Source organism: Staphylococcus sp. EG-SA-10 (assembly GCF_017151945.1).
Taxonomy (GTDB): Bacteria; Bacillota; Bacilli; order Staphylococcales; family Staphylococcaceae; genus Staphylococcus; species Staphylococcus aureus.
This window is the reverse complement of sequence record NZ_JACVZJ010000003.1, coordinates 54,761-71,460: the sequence shown is the minus strand read 5'-3', so window position 1 is coordinate 71,460 and position 16,700 is coordinate 54,761. Positions and strand designations below refer to the sequence as shown.

Sequence of the window (16,700 nt, the reverse complement as noted above, 5' to 3'; positions counted from 1 at the left end):
CCCCCCGAATACTAGTTGATGAAAAATTTATTCGAATACAGCCTCTACTTTTGGCAATACTGTTTCCCAATTTGCGTCATTTTCTTTATCAACTGAAATAAAGTCCATAACATGGAAAATTGATTTAACACCTTCAACCTTTAAGATGTCATTAATAAATGCTGGCTGTGAATCATCAACTTTAGTATACGTATCTGATGTCATACCTTCTCTGCTTTCACTAAGTGTAATCTTCATTGTGTTGTGGTTCGGTGTTTCTGATATTGATATAATTTGCATTTGACTTCCTCCTATTGAAGTTCATTTCCTAATTGTTTTATTTCTTTCCCTATTGAACACTCATTGATACAAAAATGATGCGCCTTCGTTTTCCCCTCTAATTTACGCAGACGAGTTTTGATTGGACATTGATTGCAATAAGTATTCATTAAATTATCTATTTTCGCGAGTGCATTTTGCTCTGAAAAAGTTAAAATACGCGACACTTCCTTTATTACTTCAAAATATTGCAACCTTGTAAATAAGTGTTACTGTTTTAAATTTGACATAAAAATATTATAACATTTTTGACCCTAAGATTTGAATGAAACCTTTTACAATTCTATACGTAAAATGTATTTATATTCAAATACTATTGCATCGCAAACGATTTTTCAGTAAAATGAGTAAGTTATTTATTGAGCGGTTTCTAAACACCCGCATGATCAAAATTTAGGAGGACATTTTAATATGTATAATGAAATTTTAGGACTAGTTACGTTTATTGCAACGTTCGTGCTTATGGTACTTATGTATCGCTTTTTTGGTAAACAAGGTTTAATTGCATGGGTTGCAATTGGCACAATCATTGCCAACATACAAGTGATTAAAACTGTAGAAATCTTTGGTATTTCAGCAACTTTAGGTAATGTCATGTTTGCTTCTATTTATTTAGCAACAGATATATTAAACGATATTTATGGGCGTAGAGTTGCAAAAAGAGCAGTTTGGTTAGGCTTCTCATCAACATTAATTATGATTATTGTTATGCAATTGTCATTACATTTTATTCCTGCACCAGAAGATATGGCACAAAAAGCATTACACGCAATCTTTGATGTTGTGCCACGCATTGCTTTAGGCTCAATCGTCGCATATATTATTGGTCAACATATTGATGTATTCATCTTTTCACTAATTAAAAAAGTATTTAGTTCTGATAAAACATTTTTCATCCGTGCATATGGTAGTACATTTTTAAGCTCAATAATTGATACAGCTTTATTTGTAGCTATCGCATTCATCGGAAGTTTACCTGGTACAGTTGTATTTGAAATATTTATTACAACGTACGTACTAAAATTAGCTTCAACAGTTTTCAATGTACCATTTGGATATATTGCTAAATCATTTTATCGTAAAGGTAAGATTGATAAGTTAGATCAAGGCTATTAAAGCACTTGCTACATAATAGAATAAGTATTAAGGCTGATATTTGAGAAAATTTTATCAAGATGATTTTTTTAGGAAGTATATTACCGTACTACGTATTAGAAAATCATTTTTGACTCAGCGAGTATTTTAAACACGTGTTACTTATTTAAGTGATGCGTGTTTTTTTATGGATTACCCAACGTATTTTGTATTACAGTAATAGTAACTTTAACTAAGTATTGAATAGAAAGTAGGTTTATTATGGCGAAAATAAATTTTGATGCCGCGACGAAAGGAAATCCAGGCATAAGTACTTGTGCCATTGTAATCAAAGAAGATGAGCAGCATTATACATATACACATGAGTTAGGTGAAATGGATAATCACACAGCAGAATGGGCAGCATGTATTTATGCACTAGAACATGCACGTGAATTAAATGTTAGTAATGCGTTGTTGTACACTGACTCTAAGTTAATTGCGGATAGTGTTAACGCTGGTTATGTAAAAAATGCCAAATTCAAACCTTATTTTGATCAATTGGAAATATTTGAACAAGATTTTGATTTATTATTTGTTAAATGGATTCCGAGAGAACAAAACAAAGAAGCGAATCAACACGCACAGCAAGCATTGTACAAATTAATTAAAAAGAACAAATAAAAGGAGCACCGACTGATGTGATGTCAATCGGTGCTCCTCTATTTATCAAAGAAACAAATTATTTTTTATTTTTTTTAGATTTCTTTTTCTTCTTTTTAGCTGCTACCTTTTTAGAAGGTTTTTTTGATGCCGACTTTTCCCCTTTGGATTGGTTATCTTTTTGATTTTTCTTTTTAGCCAATAATAAAGGAACGTCCTCATCTTTAGATTCAATACTAGTTGTTGTTTCAACATTTTCCTCTTTATCTTTGCGTCGTTTTGCGATTAAGAGTGGTGAATGTTCGTTATCTTTCAACACTTTTTCATCTGTGTTTTCATTTGTAACTTCCACATCTTCTTCATCTTCTTTACGACGGCGTTTTGGTAAGAAGAACGGCGTATGTTTAACTTTATCGAGTGACTCGCCATTATTTAGCGAATCTTTTTCTTCAACAGTAACATCTTCTTCATCTTCTTTTCTTCGACGTTTCGCAAATAAAAGTGGTAAATGTTTTGTATCGTCTAAAGTCTCTTTTATTGAATCTTTATTATTATCTCTTATTTCTAATTCTTCCTCTTCATCTTCTTTACGACGACGTTTGGCAATGAAGAACCAGAAACTAGCTAGTAAGCCAGAGATACCCACCACACCAATAGCGTTTTTAATAACATTACCGAAATTATTACTAAAGTGACGCATATGAAGTGGATCAATGTCATCATCTTCATCAAGTTTCTTTTTATGTCCAATAGTCGAACTGTTAAATGGATGATTTGCAGTTCCATAACCAATTGTTAAATGGCTATTAGATTCATTTCCAGTACTTGATGATTGTTTAGCACGATCAGATGTTACAATTTGTACTGCTGAAATTCGAGCAATACCATTGTTCAATGCAGTCTCAACTTGCTGTAATGTATGCGCATTATTAATATCTCTAATTGTTTCAAGCACAATTTCGTTAATTCGATTCATTGCTGCTTGTTTTTCATCAGCTGAGCCAATTTCACTATTTCGAATACTATTCATTTTTTCATTTGAAAAGTCTTTAATTTTACTAATAGCTTCTTGCTTGCGTTTAGCTAGTTCTTTTGCTGTTGGATTAGCTGCTTTCATTTGAGCTTTAAATTGTTCCAATTGCTCAGTTATTTCATCGATGCTTTGCGCACGTTGAATCAATTGAATTGCTTGTTCTTTTAATTGATTTAACTTAGCAATAGCTTCTTGCTTCTCTTTATCTGTTAGATCAGTACGAGCTTTGATTTCATCAATCATATGTTGAATTGCATCTTCAATCGATTTAATTGCATTTGATTTTGCTTGTTCAATCGTAAATTGTTCTGGATTAAATTGTTCAATATGCGCTTGTTCTTGTTGTTGAATTTCTTCAATTGAATGAACATCAGGTGCATTATTAATATGATCAATTGCTTGTTGTTTAAGCTTATTAACTTCGGCAATTGCTGCTTCTTTTTGTTCCAGTGTTAATGTCACACTATTATTGATTTCATTAATCTTTTGTTGTGCCGCATTTTCAATTGATTCAATTGCCTGTTGTTTGACTACTGACAATTCTTTTTCTACAACTTTTACAGGAACATTAACAATCACTTTTGATCCATCAAGCAATGTAACTTCAACTTTTGCTGTTAAGCTATCAGAAATCGTTGCAGTTGATGGTGTATCGATAACTTCTGCTGTAAGCTGATCTATTAAGTTAATGTGTGCTAAAACATCTTGCTCTGTAATGATGTCATCACGATGTACGATTAGTTCACCATTAACAAGCAATTGTTCAGGTGTTGCTTCAGAAATTTCATTTACAGCAGGTTGATCGTCAACCTCCCATACATGCGTATTTCTAATGTCATCTAAACCTAAGTTTAATCCTCGATTTAATTGATCTATAGTTTGAGCATTCTCAACGTTTTGTAGTGCTCGTTTTTCAGCTTCGTCAATTTCTTTGAGCGCTTTTGCTTTTTGCTCAGGTGTTAAATCTGGATTTGAATTGATTTGATCACGCTTCGCATTAGCTAAGGCTTTTATTTTATTTTTCGCATCTTCTTTAGCTTTCACTAAATCTTTGATGTCTTGTAATGCTTGTGCTAAACGTTCTTTTACTTGCTCAATCTCTTCTTTAGTCATCGCATTGTTAATGTCGTTATGACCTTGTTGCAAGATTTGATTTATTCGATCTTTGAGTGCTTGTTTTTCCTTATCTGTTAGATTTGGATTTCGATCGATTTCATCAATTAAAGCTTGTACACGTTTATCAACATCTTGCTTCGCATCTTCTTTAGCTTTCACTAAATCTTTGATGCCTTGTAATGCTTGTGCTAAACGTTCTTTTGCCTGTTCAATTCCTTCTTTAGTCATCGCATTGTTAATGTCGTTATGACCTTGTTGAAGTATTTGATTAATACGGTCTTTAAGTGCTTGTTTTTCCTTATCTGTTAGATTTGGATTTTGATCGATTTCGTCAATTAAAGCTTGTACACGTTTATCAACATCTTGCTTCGCATCTTCTTTAGCTTTCACTAAATCTTTGATGTCTTGTAATGCTTGTGCTAAACGCTCTTTTGCTTGCTCAATCTCTTCTTTAGTCATCGCATTGTTAATGTCGTTATGACCTTGTTGAAGTATTTGATTGATTCGATCTTTGAGTGCTTGTTTTTCCTTAACTGTTAGATTTGGATTTCGATCAATTTCGTCAATTAATGCTTGAACTTGCTTATCAGCATCTTTATTTGCATCAATTTTAGCTTTCGGTATTTCATTGGCATGGACTTGTTCAATCGCTTGGTTGCCAGCTGTTTGAACTTGAGATACATCCTGATTGCTTGTTGCTTTATTAATCTTATTAATGATGCTGTTTGCCAATTCTTCTGCTTTATTTTTCGCAATAAGCTTGTCTTGATCCGTCGCATTTGAAGCTTCGATTTCTTTTAGCTTATTAGCTAAAGCTTGATTAATCGATTGAATTGCCTTGTCTTTAGCATCTTGTAGTCGTTGATCACCATTAAGATTTTGGATTGCATCATTGACTGATTGAATTGCGCCATTGATATCATTCACATTTGTATTATCACTATTTAGCAATGTATTTGCTAGACGTTTAGCATCATCGAAGTTTGTTTTAGCATTATCGTCAGCGTTTTGGTAATTGACAGTTTGCTCTGCATTTGGAATTTCATTGTCAACTAAATGTTTCAATGTTTCCATTGCATTATTTAAGTCAATTTGATTATTAACAATATCTGTTACATCTGATACAGTATCGGCATTGTTAATTGCATTATGTGCAAGATCTTGTTGCTGTTTATTTAATCCATTTAACGAATTAACAAACGCATTTGCTTTATCTTTGGCATTTGCAAGGTTTTGGTCTCCATTTAATGCATTTTGAGCATCGATAATATTTTGTTTCAATTGCTCTGCTTCAGCTTTTGCAATTGCATTACCTTGCACTTTATCTAACTCATGTGCTGCATTCGCAATTGCATTATCATAATTTGCTTTCAAATTATCATCTGCATTGATGTAATTTGTGCTGCTGATAACACCAAGGTGCTGTTCGTCAATATATTGTTGTACTGCACCCATTGCATTATCTAATTTAGTTGCTCTATTAATTGCTCGAGATGCTTTATTTAGCGTTTCAGCATTATTAATTTGTTGGGTTGCCAATTGTCTTTGAGCATTGTTTAGATGTGTTAATTGATCCAATCTTTGTAATGCTTCAGACTTACGATTATTAAGTCTTTCTTCACCATTTAATGCTTGCTTAGCTGCAGTGACTGCATCATTTAATTTGATAACTTGTTCTGCAGTTAAGTTTTGACCTGTCGATTTATCAAGTGCTTGTTTCGCTTTATCAACCGCTTCATCATACACTTGTTTAACTTGTGTATCTGAATTGACATAGTTCGTGCTACCTTTCGTGCGTCCTTCATTGCCAGTGATTTCTTGTGACAATTGATCCATTGCACGATTAAGTGCCTTAGCCTCATCTACAATTTGTTGGATTTGATTTAAATCGTTTGATTGATCGATGCGACCTTTAAATCCATCTTGTTGAGCATTGTTTAATGCATTCAATTGGTCGATGTCATGTTTACCATTTGTTTTAGCAAGTGCTACACGTTCATCACCATTTAATGCTTGTTTTACATTTAAAATGTTTTGAAGTGCTTGATCCACTTGTTGCTTATTCGAATTTTGTTTTAATACATTTTCAGCTTCTGCAATAGCTTGTTTATAAGCATTTTGCTTATCTGAATCTGCTTGCGTGTAATCTACAGTTTGCTCAACGTTAGCATGTTCATTAACTGCTTGCTGTAATTGATCCATAGATTGATTCAATTGCGTTGCTTGATCTACTAATTCAGCAATTGGTTGAAGTTTCGTCGCTTGATCAATATTTTGTTTAGCAGTTGCAATTTGTTCAGCATTTAAATGTGTTAATTGGTCAATAGTTTGTTTCGCTTGTGTTTTAGCTTCAGCGACTCTCTCATTACCATTTAACTCATTTACTTTTTCTTGAAGCTTAGTTAATGCTTGTTCTACAGCGTCTTTATTCGCATTTGAACCATTAGTTGGATCTGTAATGCTTTCTGCAGCTTGTAACGCTTGATCTACTGCTTCTTTTTTATCAGTTGACGCTTCAGTGTAATTTGGTTGAGCCTTATCTGTATTCACTTGATCAACTTTATTTTTCAATGTTTCCATCGCGTGATCAAGTTCAGTAGCAGTTTGAACATGTTGTGCAACCTCTGTTCTTGTAGGCGCTGCATTTATAGCATCAGTTAAAGCTTGTTGTTGCGCATGATTTAAGTTTGGTAATGCATTAACAGTCGTTACTGCTTGTTGTTGATCACGAGCAAGTTTTTGATCACCATGTAGGTTATCTTTTGCAGTTGTTACTGCTTGTGTTAATTGTTCCACTTGTGATTTGTCGAGTGTTGGATTACCTGTTTGGTTAATTAAATCTTTGGCATGTTGTACTGCTGCTTGGTATGCATCCTTTTGTGGCTTATCTTCATTGATAAACTTGCTACCAGATTCTGTTTGTTGTTGATCTTGAATACTATTACGTAATGCTTCCATTGCTTGATTAAGAGCTTTTGCTTCAGCTAATTTTTGTGCTACTTCACCACGAGTTGCTGCGTTGTTTATTTGACCTTCAAGTGCTTGACGTTGCGGATTGTTCAAACCATTTAATTGATTTAAATCAGTAACCGCATGTTGTTTATCGTCTGCAAGTTTTTGATCACCATGTAAGTTATCTTTAGCTTGGTTAACAGCTTGTGTCAATTGTTCAACTTGTGCTTTATCAAGCGTTGGATTGCTAGTTTGATTAATCAAATCTTTGGCATGTTGTACTGCTGCCTGGTATGCATCTTTTTGTGGCTTATCTTCATTGATAAACTTGCTACCAGATTCTGTTTGTTGCTGATCTTGAATGCTATTACGTAATGCTTCCATTGCTTGGTTAAGTGCTTGTGCCTCAGTTAATTTTTGTGCTACTTCGCCACGAGTTCCTGCATTATTGATTTGGTTTTCAAGTGCTTGACGTTGTGGTGTATTCAAGTTAGACAAGTTATTTAACGTTTCTGTTGCACGTTGCTTATCTTGAGCTAATTTTTGATCACCATGTAAGTTGTTTTTAGCGTCATTCACTGCTTGTGTTGCTTGATCAATTACTGATTTAACTAATGTAGGATTAGTTGTTTTGTTAATCAAATCTTTCGCATGTTGTACCGCTTGTGTATAAGCATCTTTTTGCGCTTGATCTTCATTAATAAATTTACTACTTGCTTCTGTTTGTGGTTGATCTTTAATACTTTCTTTTAATGCTTTCATCGCTTCATTTAATGCTTGCGCTTGTGCAATGATTTCAGCCACTTTATCACGAGTTGTTGCATTATTAATTTGATTTTCTAGCGCTTGTTGTTGAGCTGGTGTTAATTGATCTAAATGATTTAGAGAATTTCCAGCTGTTTGCTTATCTTGAGCTAATCGTTCAACACCATCTAATGCATTTTTAGATGATGTTACTGCTTGAGTCGCACTTGATACATTACCTTTATTGATAGTTGGATTATTTAATCCTGCAATGATAGACTCAGCATTTTGAACTGCTTCATCATATGCTTGTTTTTTATTCGGTTCTGCATTGACATATGCACTGCTCGCACGTGTTGCATCTTTGTCAGCAATACTTTGTTGTAATGCATCCATAAGTTGATCTAATGCTTGTGCTTCAGTCAAATCTTGCTTAACTGCTGTTCTAGTTGTTTCGTTATCAATTAACGTGTCTTCCATATGTTTTTGTGCATTGTTTAGATGTGCTAATTGACTAACCGTTTGTTTCGCATGATCTTTATCATTTTGTAACTTCACATCACCATGTAATGCTGCTTTCGTTGTATTCACAGTTGTCGCTGCTTGATTAATCGCATTATTATCTAATGTCGCTGTTTGCTCATTGATAATGTTATTTGCAGCTTGCACTGCTTGATCGTAGTTTTGTTGTTCTGGTTGATCTTCGTTGATATATTTGCTATTTGCTTTAGTTGCTGCGTTATCTGAAATACTTTCTCTTAAGCCATGCATTGCTTGATTAAGCGTATTCGCGTTTTGTTCAATTTGATGAACTGCAGTTACTAAAGTTGCAGCAGTAACTTGGTCTTTTAATGCTGTTTTTTGAGGATCATTTAAGCTTGTTAAAGCATCAATTGCTTGCGTCGCATTTGTTTTAGCAACTTGTAAATTATGATCTCCATTTAACGCTTGAAGTGTAGTTTGAACTTTAGTAATAGCTTGTTCTACTTCTGTTTGGTTAGCATTTTGACCAGTTTGTTTGTTAATCATGGCTTCTGCTTCATTTAGCGCTGTAGTATAAGCATTTTGTTTATCAGTATCAGCATTGATGAAGTTACCACGTTGTTCAACGGCTTGATGATCTGCAATCGCATTGATTAAGTTACCCATTGCGGTATTTAAAGATTCTGCAGTTTGCTTGTGACCATTAACTGCAGCAATATCAGATGATTGCGTAATTTGTGATTGTAACTGTTGCTTTTGCGCATTATTCAAATGATCTAATTGATTAAGTCTGTTGTTTGCTTGTTGTTTAGCTGCTGCAAGGTTTTCATCACCATCTAATGCAACTTTCGTGTTATTCACTTGTGTCGTTGCACGATTAACTTCATCTGGATTCATCGTAGGTGACGTTGTTTGATTAATGATGTTTTTAGCAGCTGTTACAGCTTGGTTATAGTCGTTTTGTCTTTGCGCAGTTGCATCATGATAATCTTCAGACGCTAATGTCGCTTGGTTATCCGCAATACTATTTCTTAATAATTCCATTGCATGATCTAACGCTTGCGCTTTTTGATTTATCGTAGTGACATCTGTAACTAGTGGCGCTTGAGTAATTTGACTTTCAAATGATTGTTTTTGTGCATCATTTAAGTGTGTTAGATTCGCCAGTTGTTGTTTCGCTTGTTGCTTAGCATTCGCTAAATTATCATTACCATTTAATGCTTGTTTCGCTGCGTTCACTTCATTAGTGATGCTTTCAACTTGGGCTTGTACTTCATTAGTACCACTTTGTTTATTCAATAATGCTTCAGCTTTTGCTACTGCCTGTTTATACGCATTTTGTTTGTCAGGATCTGCATTTAAGTAATTACCGTCCGCTAATGTTTGAGTCTTATCATTAATAGCTTGTGATAATTGATTCATTGCTTGATCTAGGCTCGTTGCTGTTTGTTTAACTTGGTTCACTGTCGCAATTTCAGGCGATTGATCGATCTGAGCTTTTAATGCTTGTTTTTGAGCATCGTTTAAATGCGTCATTGCATTGACAGCATCTTTAGCATTTTGCTTTTCAGTTGCCAATTTAACTTCACCGTTTAAGCCATTTTTAGCATCAGTGACTTGAGTTAATGCACGTGTTATTTCATCTGGGTTAAGCGTTGGATTTGTCGTTTGATTGATAATACCTTCAGCTTGAGACACTGCATTTGTATATGCTGTTTGCTTATCGGCATCAGCATCATGATAGTTCTCACTTGCTTTGACGGTATCTTTATTCGCAATACCTTGTTTCAAGTTACCCATTGCTGTATTCACATTTTGTGCATTTTGTTTAGTTTGTTCAACTGTAGCTAACGCTTGTGCTTGGTTGATTTGATTACGTAACGCATCACGTTGTGGTTGATTTAAATCGCGTAACGTATCAAGATTTGCTAAAGCATCCTGTTTCGCTTGCGCTAATTTTTCATCACCGTTTAATGCATCTTTCGCTTGATTCATAGTTGTAACTGCTTGTGTTACTGTATCAGGCGTCAATACAGGTGTTGGTGTGCCATTTGCGATTTGTTGCGCTTGGTTAGCTGCATTGTTATATGCTTGTTGTTTGTCTTGATCCGCTTGTGTAAAGTCAACTGATTGTGGTACTTGACTGTTTGCTTGAATTTGTTGTTTCAACGTACCCATTGCATTATTTAATGCATCAGCATTTTGCTTAATAGCATTAACACCTGTAACAAGTTCTGCATGTGACACTTGGTCTTTTAATGCTGTTTTTTGTGGTTGATTTAAGTTTGGTAACTGATTAATGGCTGTATTCGCATTGTCTTTAGCAACTTGTAAGTTATGGTTACCGTTTAAATCACCCTTAGCTTGAGTCACTTGTTGTAACGCTTGAGCCACTTGTTGTGGATCCACGTTTGCATTTGGTGTACCACTAATGATTTGTTCAGCATGTGCTACCGCATTGTTGTAAGCATTTTGCTTATCAGTATCTGCGTTGACAAAGTTACCATTTGCTTTAGTTTGGTCTTTATCTGCAATACCTTGTTTCAATTGTGTCATTGCTTGATTTAAATCTTGTGCTGTTTGCTTAATCGTGTTCACATTTGCAACAGTTTGCGCAGCATCGACTTGTTGTTTTAACGCATCTTTTTGTGCTTGATTTAAATCATTTGCATTTGTAATTACTTGTTTCGCTGCATCTTTTGCACGTTGTACATTGTCATTACCATTCAATGCTTGTTTCGCTTCGTTCACACGTTGCATCGCTTGTTCCACTTCAGTTTGACTTGCATTGCTGCCATTTGCTTTAGATAAAATGCCTTCTGCATGTGCAACCGCATTAGTATAAGCATCTTTCTTAGCTTGATCTGCATCAGTAAAGTTAATGCTATTTAATGTCTCAGTTTTATCTTGTAATGCATTACTTAAGTTAGTCATTGCATTATTTAGATTTTGAGCATTTTGCTTAACATTATTAACTGTTGCAATATCTGGTGCTTGTTCAACTTGTGTTGTTAACGCTTGTTTTTGCGCATCATTTAAATGATCTAATGTACCAAGATTTGTCTTAGCAGCTTGTTTGGCATCAGCTAATTTTTGATTACCGTTAAGTGCTTGATTTGTATCATTCACTTTAGTTAATGCTTGTTGAATTGTATTTGGATCCATTGTTGGATTTGTTGTTTGTTTCAACAATTCTTCTGCTTTTGTTACTGCATTATCATATGCTGTTTGCTTGTCAGTATCAGCATCGTGATAGTTCTCGCTACCTTTAATTTGTGCTTTATTCGCAATACCTTGTTTCAATTGTGTCATCGCATCATTAAGCGTAGTTGCCGATTGTTGAATAGCATTGACGTTTGGTACAAGTGTTGCTTGCGAAATTTGTTTGTTGTATTCATCACGTTGCGCTTGATTCAAGTTTGGCAATTGATCAATAGCTTGTTGAACATTTTGTTTCGCCGTTGCTAAGTTCGTATTACCATTCAAATCATTTTTAGCTTGCGTAACTTTATTTAAAGCTGCAGTAATTTCGCTAGGTGTAACGACAACATCAGGCGTACCACTAATTAATGCTTCAGCTTTCGCTACTGCTTGATTATATGCATTTTGTTTGTCAGGATCTGCATTGACAAAGTTACCATCTGCTTTAGTTTGCTCTTTATCTGCAATGCCTTGTTTTAATTGTGTCATTGCATTATTTAACTCTTGCGCTGTTTGTTTAACATTGTTTACACCAGCAACAGTAGTTGCATTTTGAACTTGTTGTTTTAATGCATCTTTCTGTGCTTGATTAAGATCGTTAGAGTTATTAATTAAAGCAGTTGCTTCATCTTTCGCATGTTGAACGTTGGCATTACCATTTAATGCTTGTTTTGCAGCATTAACTTGTTGGATTGCTTGTTCAACTTCAGTTTGTGTTGCATTGCCACCATTAGCTTTTGAAATGATGTTTTCAGCATTTGTAACAGCAGTGTTATATGCTTGTTGTTTTGCTTGATCTGCATCAGTGAAGTTAACTGTTGCTTTCGTAGCATCTTTATCAGCTATCGCTTGTTTCAAGTTACCCATCGCTGTATTTAAGTTTTGCGCATTTTGTTTAATTTGATTTGCTTCATCAACAGTATGCGCACCATTAATTTGATTAGTAACAGCTTGTTTTTGCGCATTATTTAAGTTGTCTAATGAACCTAATGATTGTGTCGCTTGTTGTTTCGCTGCCTCTAGGTTTTCATTACCATTTAATGCATTTTTAGTTGTGCTTACTTGACCAGCAGCTTGATTGATAACAGTCGGATCTAAAGTTGGACTTGTCGTTTAATCAATAATACCTTGTGCAGTTGTGACAGCATTATTGTACGCATCCTTTTTATTCGGACTTGCATCAGTATAATTTTGGTTTTGTTTTGTTGTCGCATTATCTGCAATACTTTGACGTAATTTGTCCATTGCTGCATCAACATTGTTTGCTTTTTGTTCATTACCTTGTGCTTCTGCAACAGTAGTCGATTGTTGTACCAATTGTTTTAATGCATCTTTTTGTGCATTTGTTAAATGACTTAAACCGTCTATTGCTGTATTTGCGTGTTGTTTAGCTTTTTCAAGGTTTTGAGTACCATTAAGCGCTGCTTTTGTAGTATTCACTTGATTCATAGCTGCTTCAACTTGATCTTTAGACACGTTCGTACCTGTAGATTTATTTAAAATATTTTCAGCATTACGAACCGCTTCATTGTATGCATTTTTCTTCTCTGGATCAGCATCTGCAAAGTTTTGACTGCCAAGTGTAGTGTCTTTATCATTCAAGCTATTTTTCAAGTTACCCATCGCTGTATTTAGTTCCTGAGCTGTTTGAATGGCTTGCGTTACTTCAGCTACAGTGTGCGCTTGATTGATGTTTCCAGTAACAGCACCTTTTTGTGCATTGTTTAAGTTATCTAACGTAGATAATGTTTGGTTTGCATTGTTTTTAGCATCTGTTACTTTTCTATCACCATTCAACGCTTGTTTCGTAGTTGTTACAGTTGAAAGTACTGCTTCAACTTGTGATTGGTTCGCATTTGTACCATTTGCTTGATTAATAATATTTTCAGCAGCAGTTACCGCATTGTTGTATGCTGTTTGTTTTTCTGGATCTGCATCTGTAAAGTTAACACTTTGTTTCACTTGATCTTTGTCTTGGATTCCGTTGATTAAACGTTCCATTGCTTGATCTAATTGTTCAGCTTTAGTTTTCACTTGATTTACTGTGCTAATATTTGGTGCATTTGTCACTTGCGTATTTAAATCTTGCTTTTGAGCATTATTTAAATGACTTAATTGGTTGATGTTAGCAGTTGTTTCTTGCTTTTTATTTGCTAAGTTTTGTGCACCATTAAGCGCTGTTTTGTTAGTGTTCACTTGATTAGCTGCTTGTGTTACTGCAGATGGATCAAGTGTCGGCTGACTCGTTGCATTAATGATATTTTCAGCACTTGTAACAGCTGTGTTGTATGCATTTTGTTTATCCGTATCTGCATCAACATATGGTTGACTTGCTTTAACTTCATCTTTATTCGCAATACTATTTCGAAGTTGATTCATTGCATTGTCAAGATTTGTTGCATTATCTTTCACACTTTGTACACCAGTTACTAGAGTCGCATTATCAATTTGTCCAGTAATACTTTGTTTTTGTGCATCAGATAAATGCGTCATTTGACGTAATGCTTCTTTAGCTTGTTGCTTCGCAGTTGCTAAGTTTGTATCACCGTTTAAACCTGTTTCAGCATTATTGACACGTTGTGTTGCTGCTGTAACATCTGCTGCATTTGTAATCACATTAGGTGAACCATTTACAATGTTTTTCGCAGCATTATATGCATCAGTGTAAGCACCTTGCTTATCAGGACTTGCGTTAGTGTAATTACCACCAGCTACAATTGTGTCATGATCAGCAATTGCTTGTTTTAATTGATCCATCGCATTATTAAGTGATGTAGCACTATTTTTCAGATCAGTTACACCTGATACACGTTGCGCAGCGTTCACTTGTTGTTTTAATGCTGTTTTTTGTGCTGTATTCAAATGTGTCAAGTTATCGATAGCTTGTATAGCTTCAGTTTTAGCGCGTTGTAAGTTCGCGTCACCGTTTAAAGCATTCTTAGCAGTCGTTACACTTTGAATTGCTTGTTCAACAGCTTGCTTATCTTTATTCGCACCATGATCTTTATTTAAGTAAGATTCAGCTTGTGTGATGGCATTATCAAATGCTGTTTTCTTAGTTGGATCTGCGTCGATGTAGTTTTCGCTCGCTTTAGTTTGATCTTTATTTGCGATTGCTGACTCTAATCGTTGCATTGCACCATCTAAGTCTTGTGCTTTCGTTTTAACACCATTTACACCGTTGACTGTTGTTGCGCCTTCGATTTGTGATGTTAAATCTTGTTTTTGTGCATTATTTAAGTGTGTTAAAGTACCTAAGTTTGCTTTCGCATCTGATTTTGCTTGTCTTACATTTGCGTCACCGTTTAAAGCATTCTTAGCAGTTGTTACTTGATTTAGTGCTGCTTCAACTTGTGCTTTTGTCATATTTTGACCGTGTGCTTTATCTAAAATACCTTGAGCATTCGTAACAGCATTTGTGTAAGCATCTTTCTTACCTTGGTCAGCATCTGTAAAGTTCACTTGTTGTTTAACAGTGTTTTGGTCATTAATACCATTTTGAAGTTGACCCATTGCTGCATTTAACTCATTAGCAGTATTTTGTGCAGCCGTTACGCCTGCTACTGTCGTTGCATTGTCAATTTGACTAGTTGCTGCAGTTGATTGCGCATTAATCAAGTTACTATATGAAGCTAATGCACGTTTCGCTGATTCTTTCGCTTGAGCAACTTTATTATCACCATTCAAGTCATTTTTAGCTTGATTCAATTGGTTAAGCGCTGCTTGAACTTGTGTTTCATTCGCGTTGCTGCCATTAGCATTAGTAATTCCTTCTGCTTGTGTAACCGCAGTATCATACGCTTGTTGTTTTGGTTGATCCGCATCTGTGTAATTGACACTACGTTTCGTATTATCCTTTTCAGCAAGTGCATGTTTCAAATTGCCCATCGCTGTATTTAACGATGTCGCTTTATTTTTAGCCGCTGTTACCGCTGCAAGGTTTGGTGCATGATCTACTTCTGCATTTGCCGCAGTTCGTTGTGCATTGTTCAAGTCTGTTAAACTACCGATGTCTGATTTCGCAGTTTGTTTTGCTGCTGCTAATTTTTCATCACCGTTCAATGCAGACTTCGCACTGTTCACTTGGCTCGCTTTTTGATTAATCGTATCTGGATTCATTTCAGGGTTATTCGTTGCACTAATAATACCCTCAGCATCAGATACTGCACGGTTGTATGCATTTTGTAAATCTGCATTCGCGTCTTGATAATCTTCGCTTGATTTAGTCGCATCTTTAGAAGCAATACTTTGTCTTAATTGATTCATTGCTTGATTTAAAGTACCAGCATTTGCTTGGATGCCTTGAACACCAGCAACAGTCGTACCGCGTTCAATTTGTTCTGTTAAGTTTGCTTTTTGAGCATCAGTTAAATGTGACATTGTCGCTAATTGTTGTTTAGCTGTGTTCTTCGCTTCATTTAATCGAGCGTCACCATTTAATGCTGTTTTAGCAGTATTCACACGTTGTAATGCTTGTTCAACTGCTGCTTTATTGTCATTTGGACCAGCTGTTTTATCTAATAACGTTTTAGCTGCTGTTACAGCATCATTGTATGCAGTTTGTTTATCTCTATCTGCATCAGTATATTTCTGAGCTGCTTTTGTAGCTGCTTCATCATTAATACCATTTTGTAAGTTGCTCATTGCTGTATTTAATTCAGATGCCGTTGTAGACACTTGATTTACACCTGCAACTGTTGTCGCACTATCAATTTGTGATTTCAACGCTTCTTTTTGTGCGTTGTTAATTGATGTTAAATTATTTAATGCATTTTTCGCAGTTGTCTTAGCATTCGCAACATTTTGATTACCGTTCAAATCGTTTTTAGCACGTTGTACATTTTGTAATGCAGTTTCGACACCGTCTTTTGCAGTATTTGGACCTTGTGCTTTATTTAAAATTTGTTCAGCTTGCGTCACTGCATTTGTATATGCATTACGTTTCGCTTCATCTGCATCAGTGAAGTTAACACCTTGCTTAATCGTATTCTGATCTTGAATACCATTTTTCAAGTTCGTCATAGCTGTATTTAATGCATCCGCATTATTTTGTGCTTGTGTTACTTCATTAACATGCGTTGCACCCTCGATTTGACGTTTCGCTGCTTCTTTTTGA

Annotated in this window: 4 protein-coding genes and 1 pseudogene (1 of these 5 cut by a window edge); 2 read left to right on the top strand and 3 right to left on the bottom strand. The window is 35.2% G+C overall.

The window, feature by feature from the left end; genetic code table 11:
- Positions 1–27: 27 nt before the first annotated feature.
- Both IDG45_RS03835 and IDG45_RS14010 read right to left on the bottom strand, forming a co-directional pair.
- Entirely contained in the window at positions 28–279 is a 252-nt protein-coding gene (locus IDG45_RS03835) for a NifU N-terminal domain-containing protein (protein WP_001165814.1), read from the bottom strand.
- An 11-nt stretch (positions 280–290) separates the two neighbouring features.
- Positions 291–485 carry a zinc-finger domain-containing protein gene (locus IDG45_RS14010; RefSeq protein WP_001824522.1) on the bottom strand — a complete coding sequence of 65 codons (195 nt, stop codon included), beginning with the start codon at positions 483–485 and terminating at the stop codon, positions 291–293.
- A 244-nt stretch (positions 486–729) separates the two neighbouring features.
- Here IDG45_RS14010 and IDG45_RS03825 point away from each other — a divergent pair, with 244 nt between their 5' ends.
- Positions 730–1,434 (top strand): queuosine precursor transporter, encoded by a 705-nt coding sequence (locus tag IDG45_RS03825; protein ID WP_000282171.1) that lies wholly within the window; start codon positions 730–732, stop codon positions 1,432–1,434.
- 240 nt (positions 1,435–1,674) lie between these two features.
- Positions 1,675–2,076, top strand: a complete 402-nt coding sequence (locus IDG45_RS03820) for a ribonuclease HI family protein (RefSeq protein WP_001062939.1) — start codon at positions 1,675–1,677, stop codon at positions 2,074–2,076.
- 58 nt (positions 2,077–2,134) lie between these two features.
- Here IDG45_RS03820 and ebh read toward each other — a convergent pair.
- Positions 2,135–16,700: pseudogene (ebh, locus tag IDG45_RS03815) on the bottom strand (hyperosmolarity resistance protein Ebh); it runs 17,309 nt beyond the window's last position.

Coding starts and splice junctions, on each gene's coding strand:
- IDG45_RS03825 (WP_000282171.1), top strand. CDS start 730: ATGTATAATGAAATTTTAGGACTAGTTACGTTTATTGCAACGTTCGTG.
- IDG45_RS03835 (WP_001165814.1), bottom strand. CDS start 279: ATGCAAATTATATCAATATCAGAAACACCGAACCACAACACAATGAAG.
- IDG45_RS03820 (WP_001062939.1), top strand. CDS start 1,675: ATGGCGAAAATAAATTTTGATGCCGCGACGAAAGGAAATCCAGGCATA.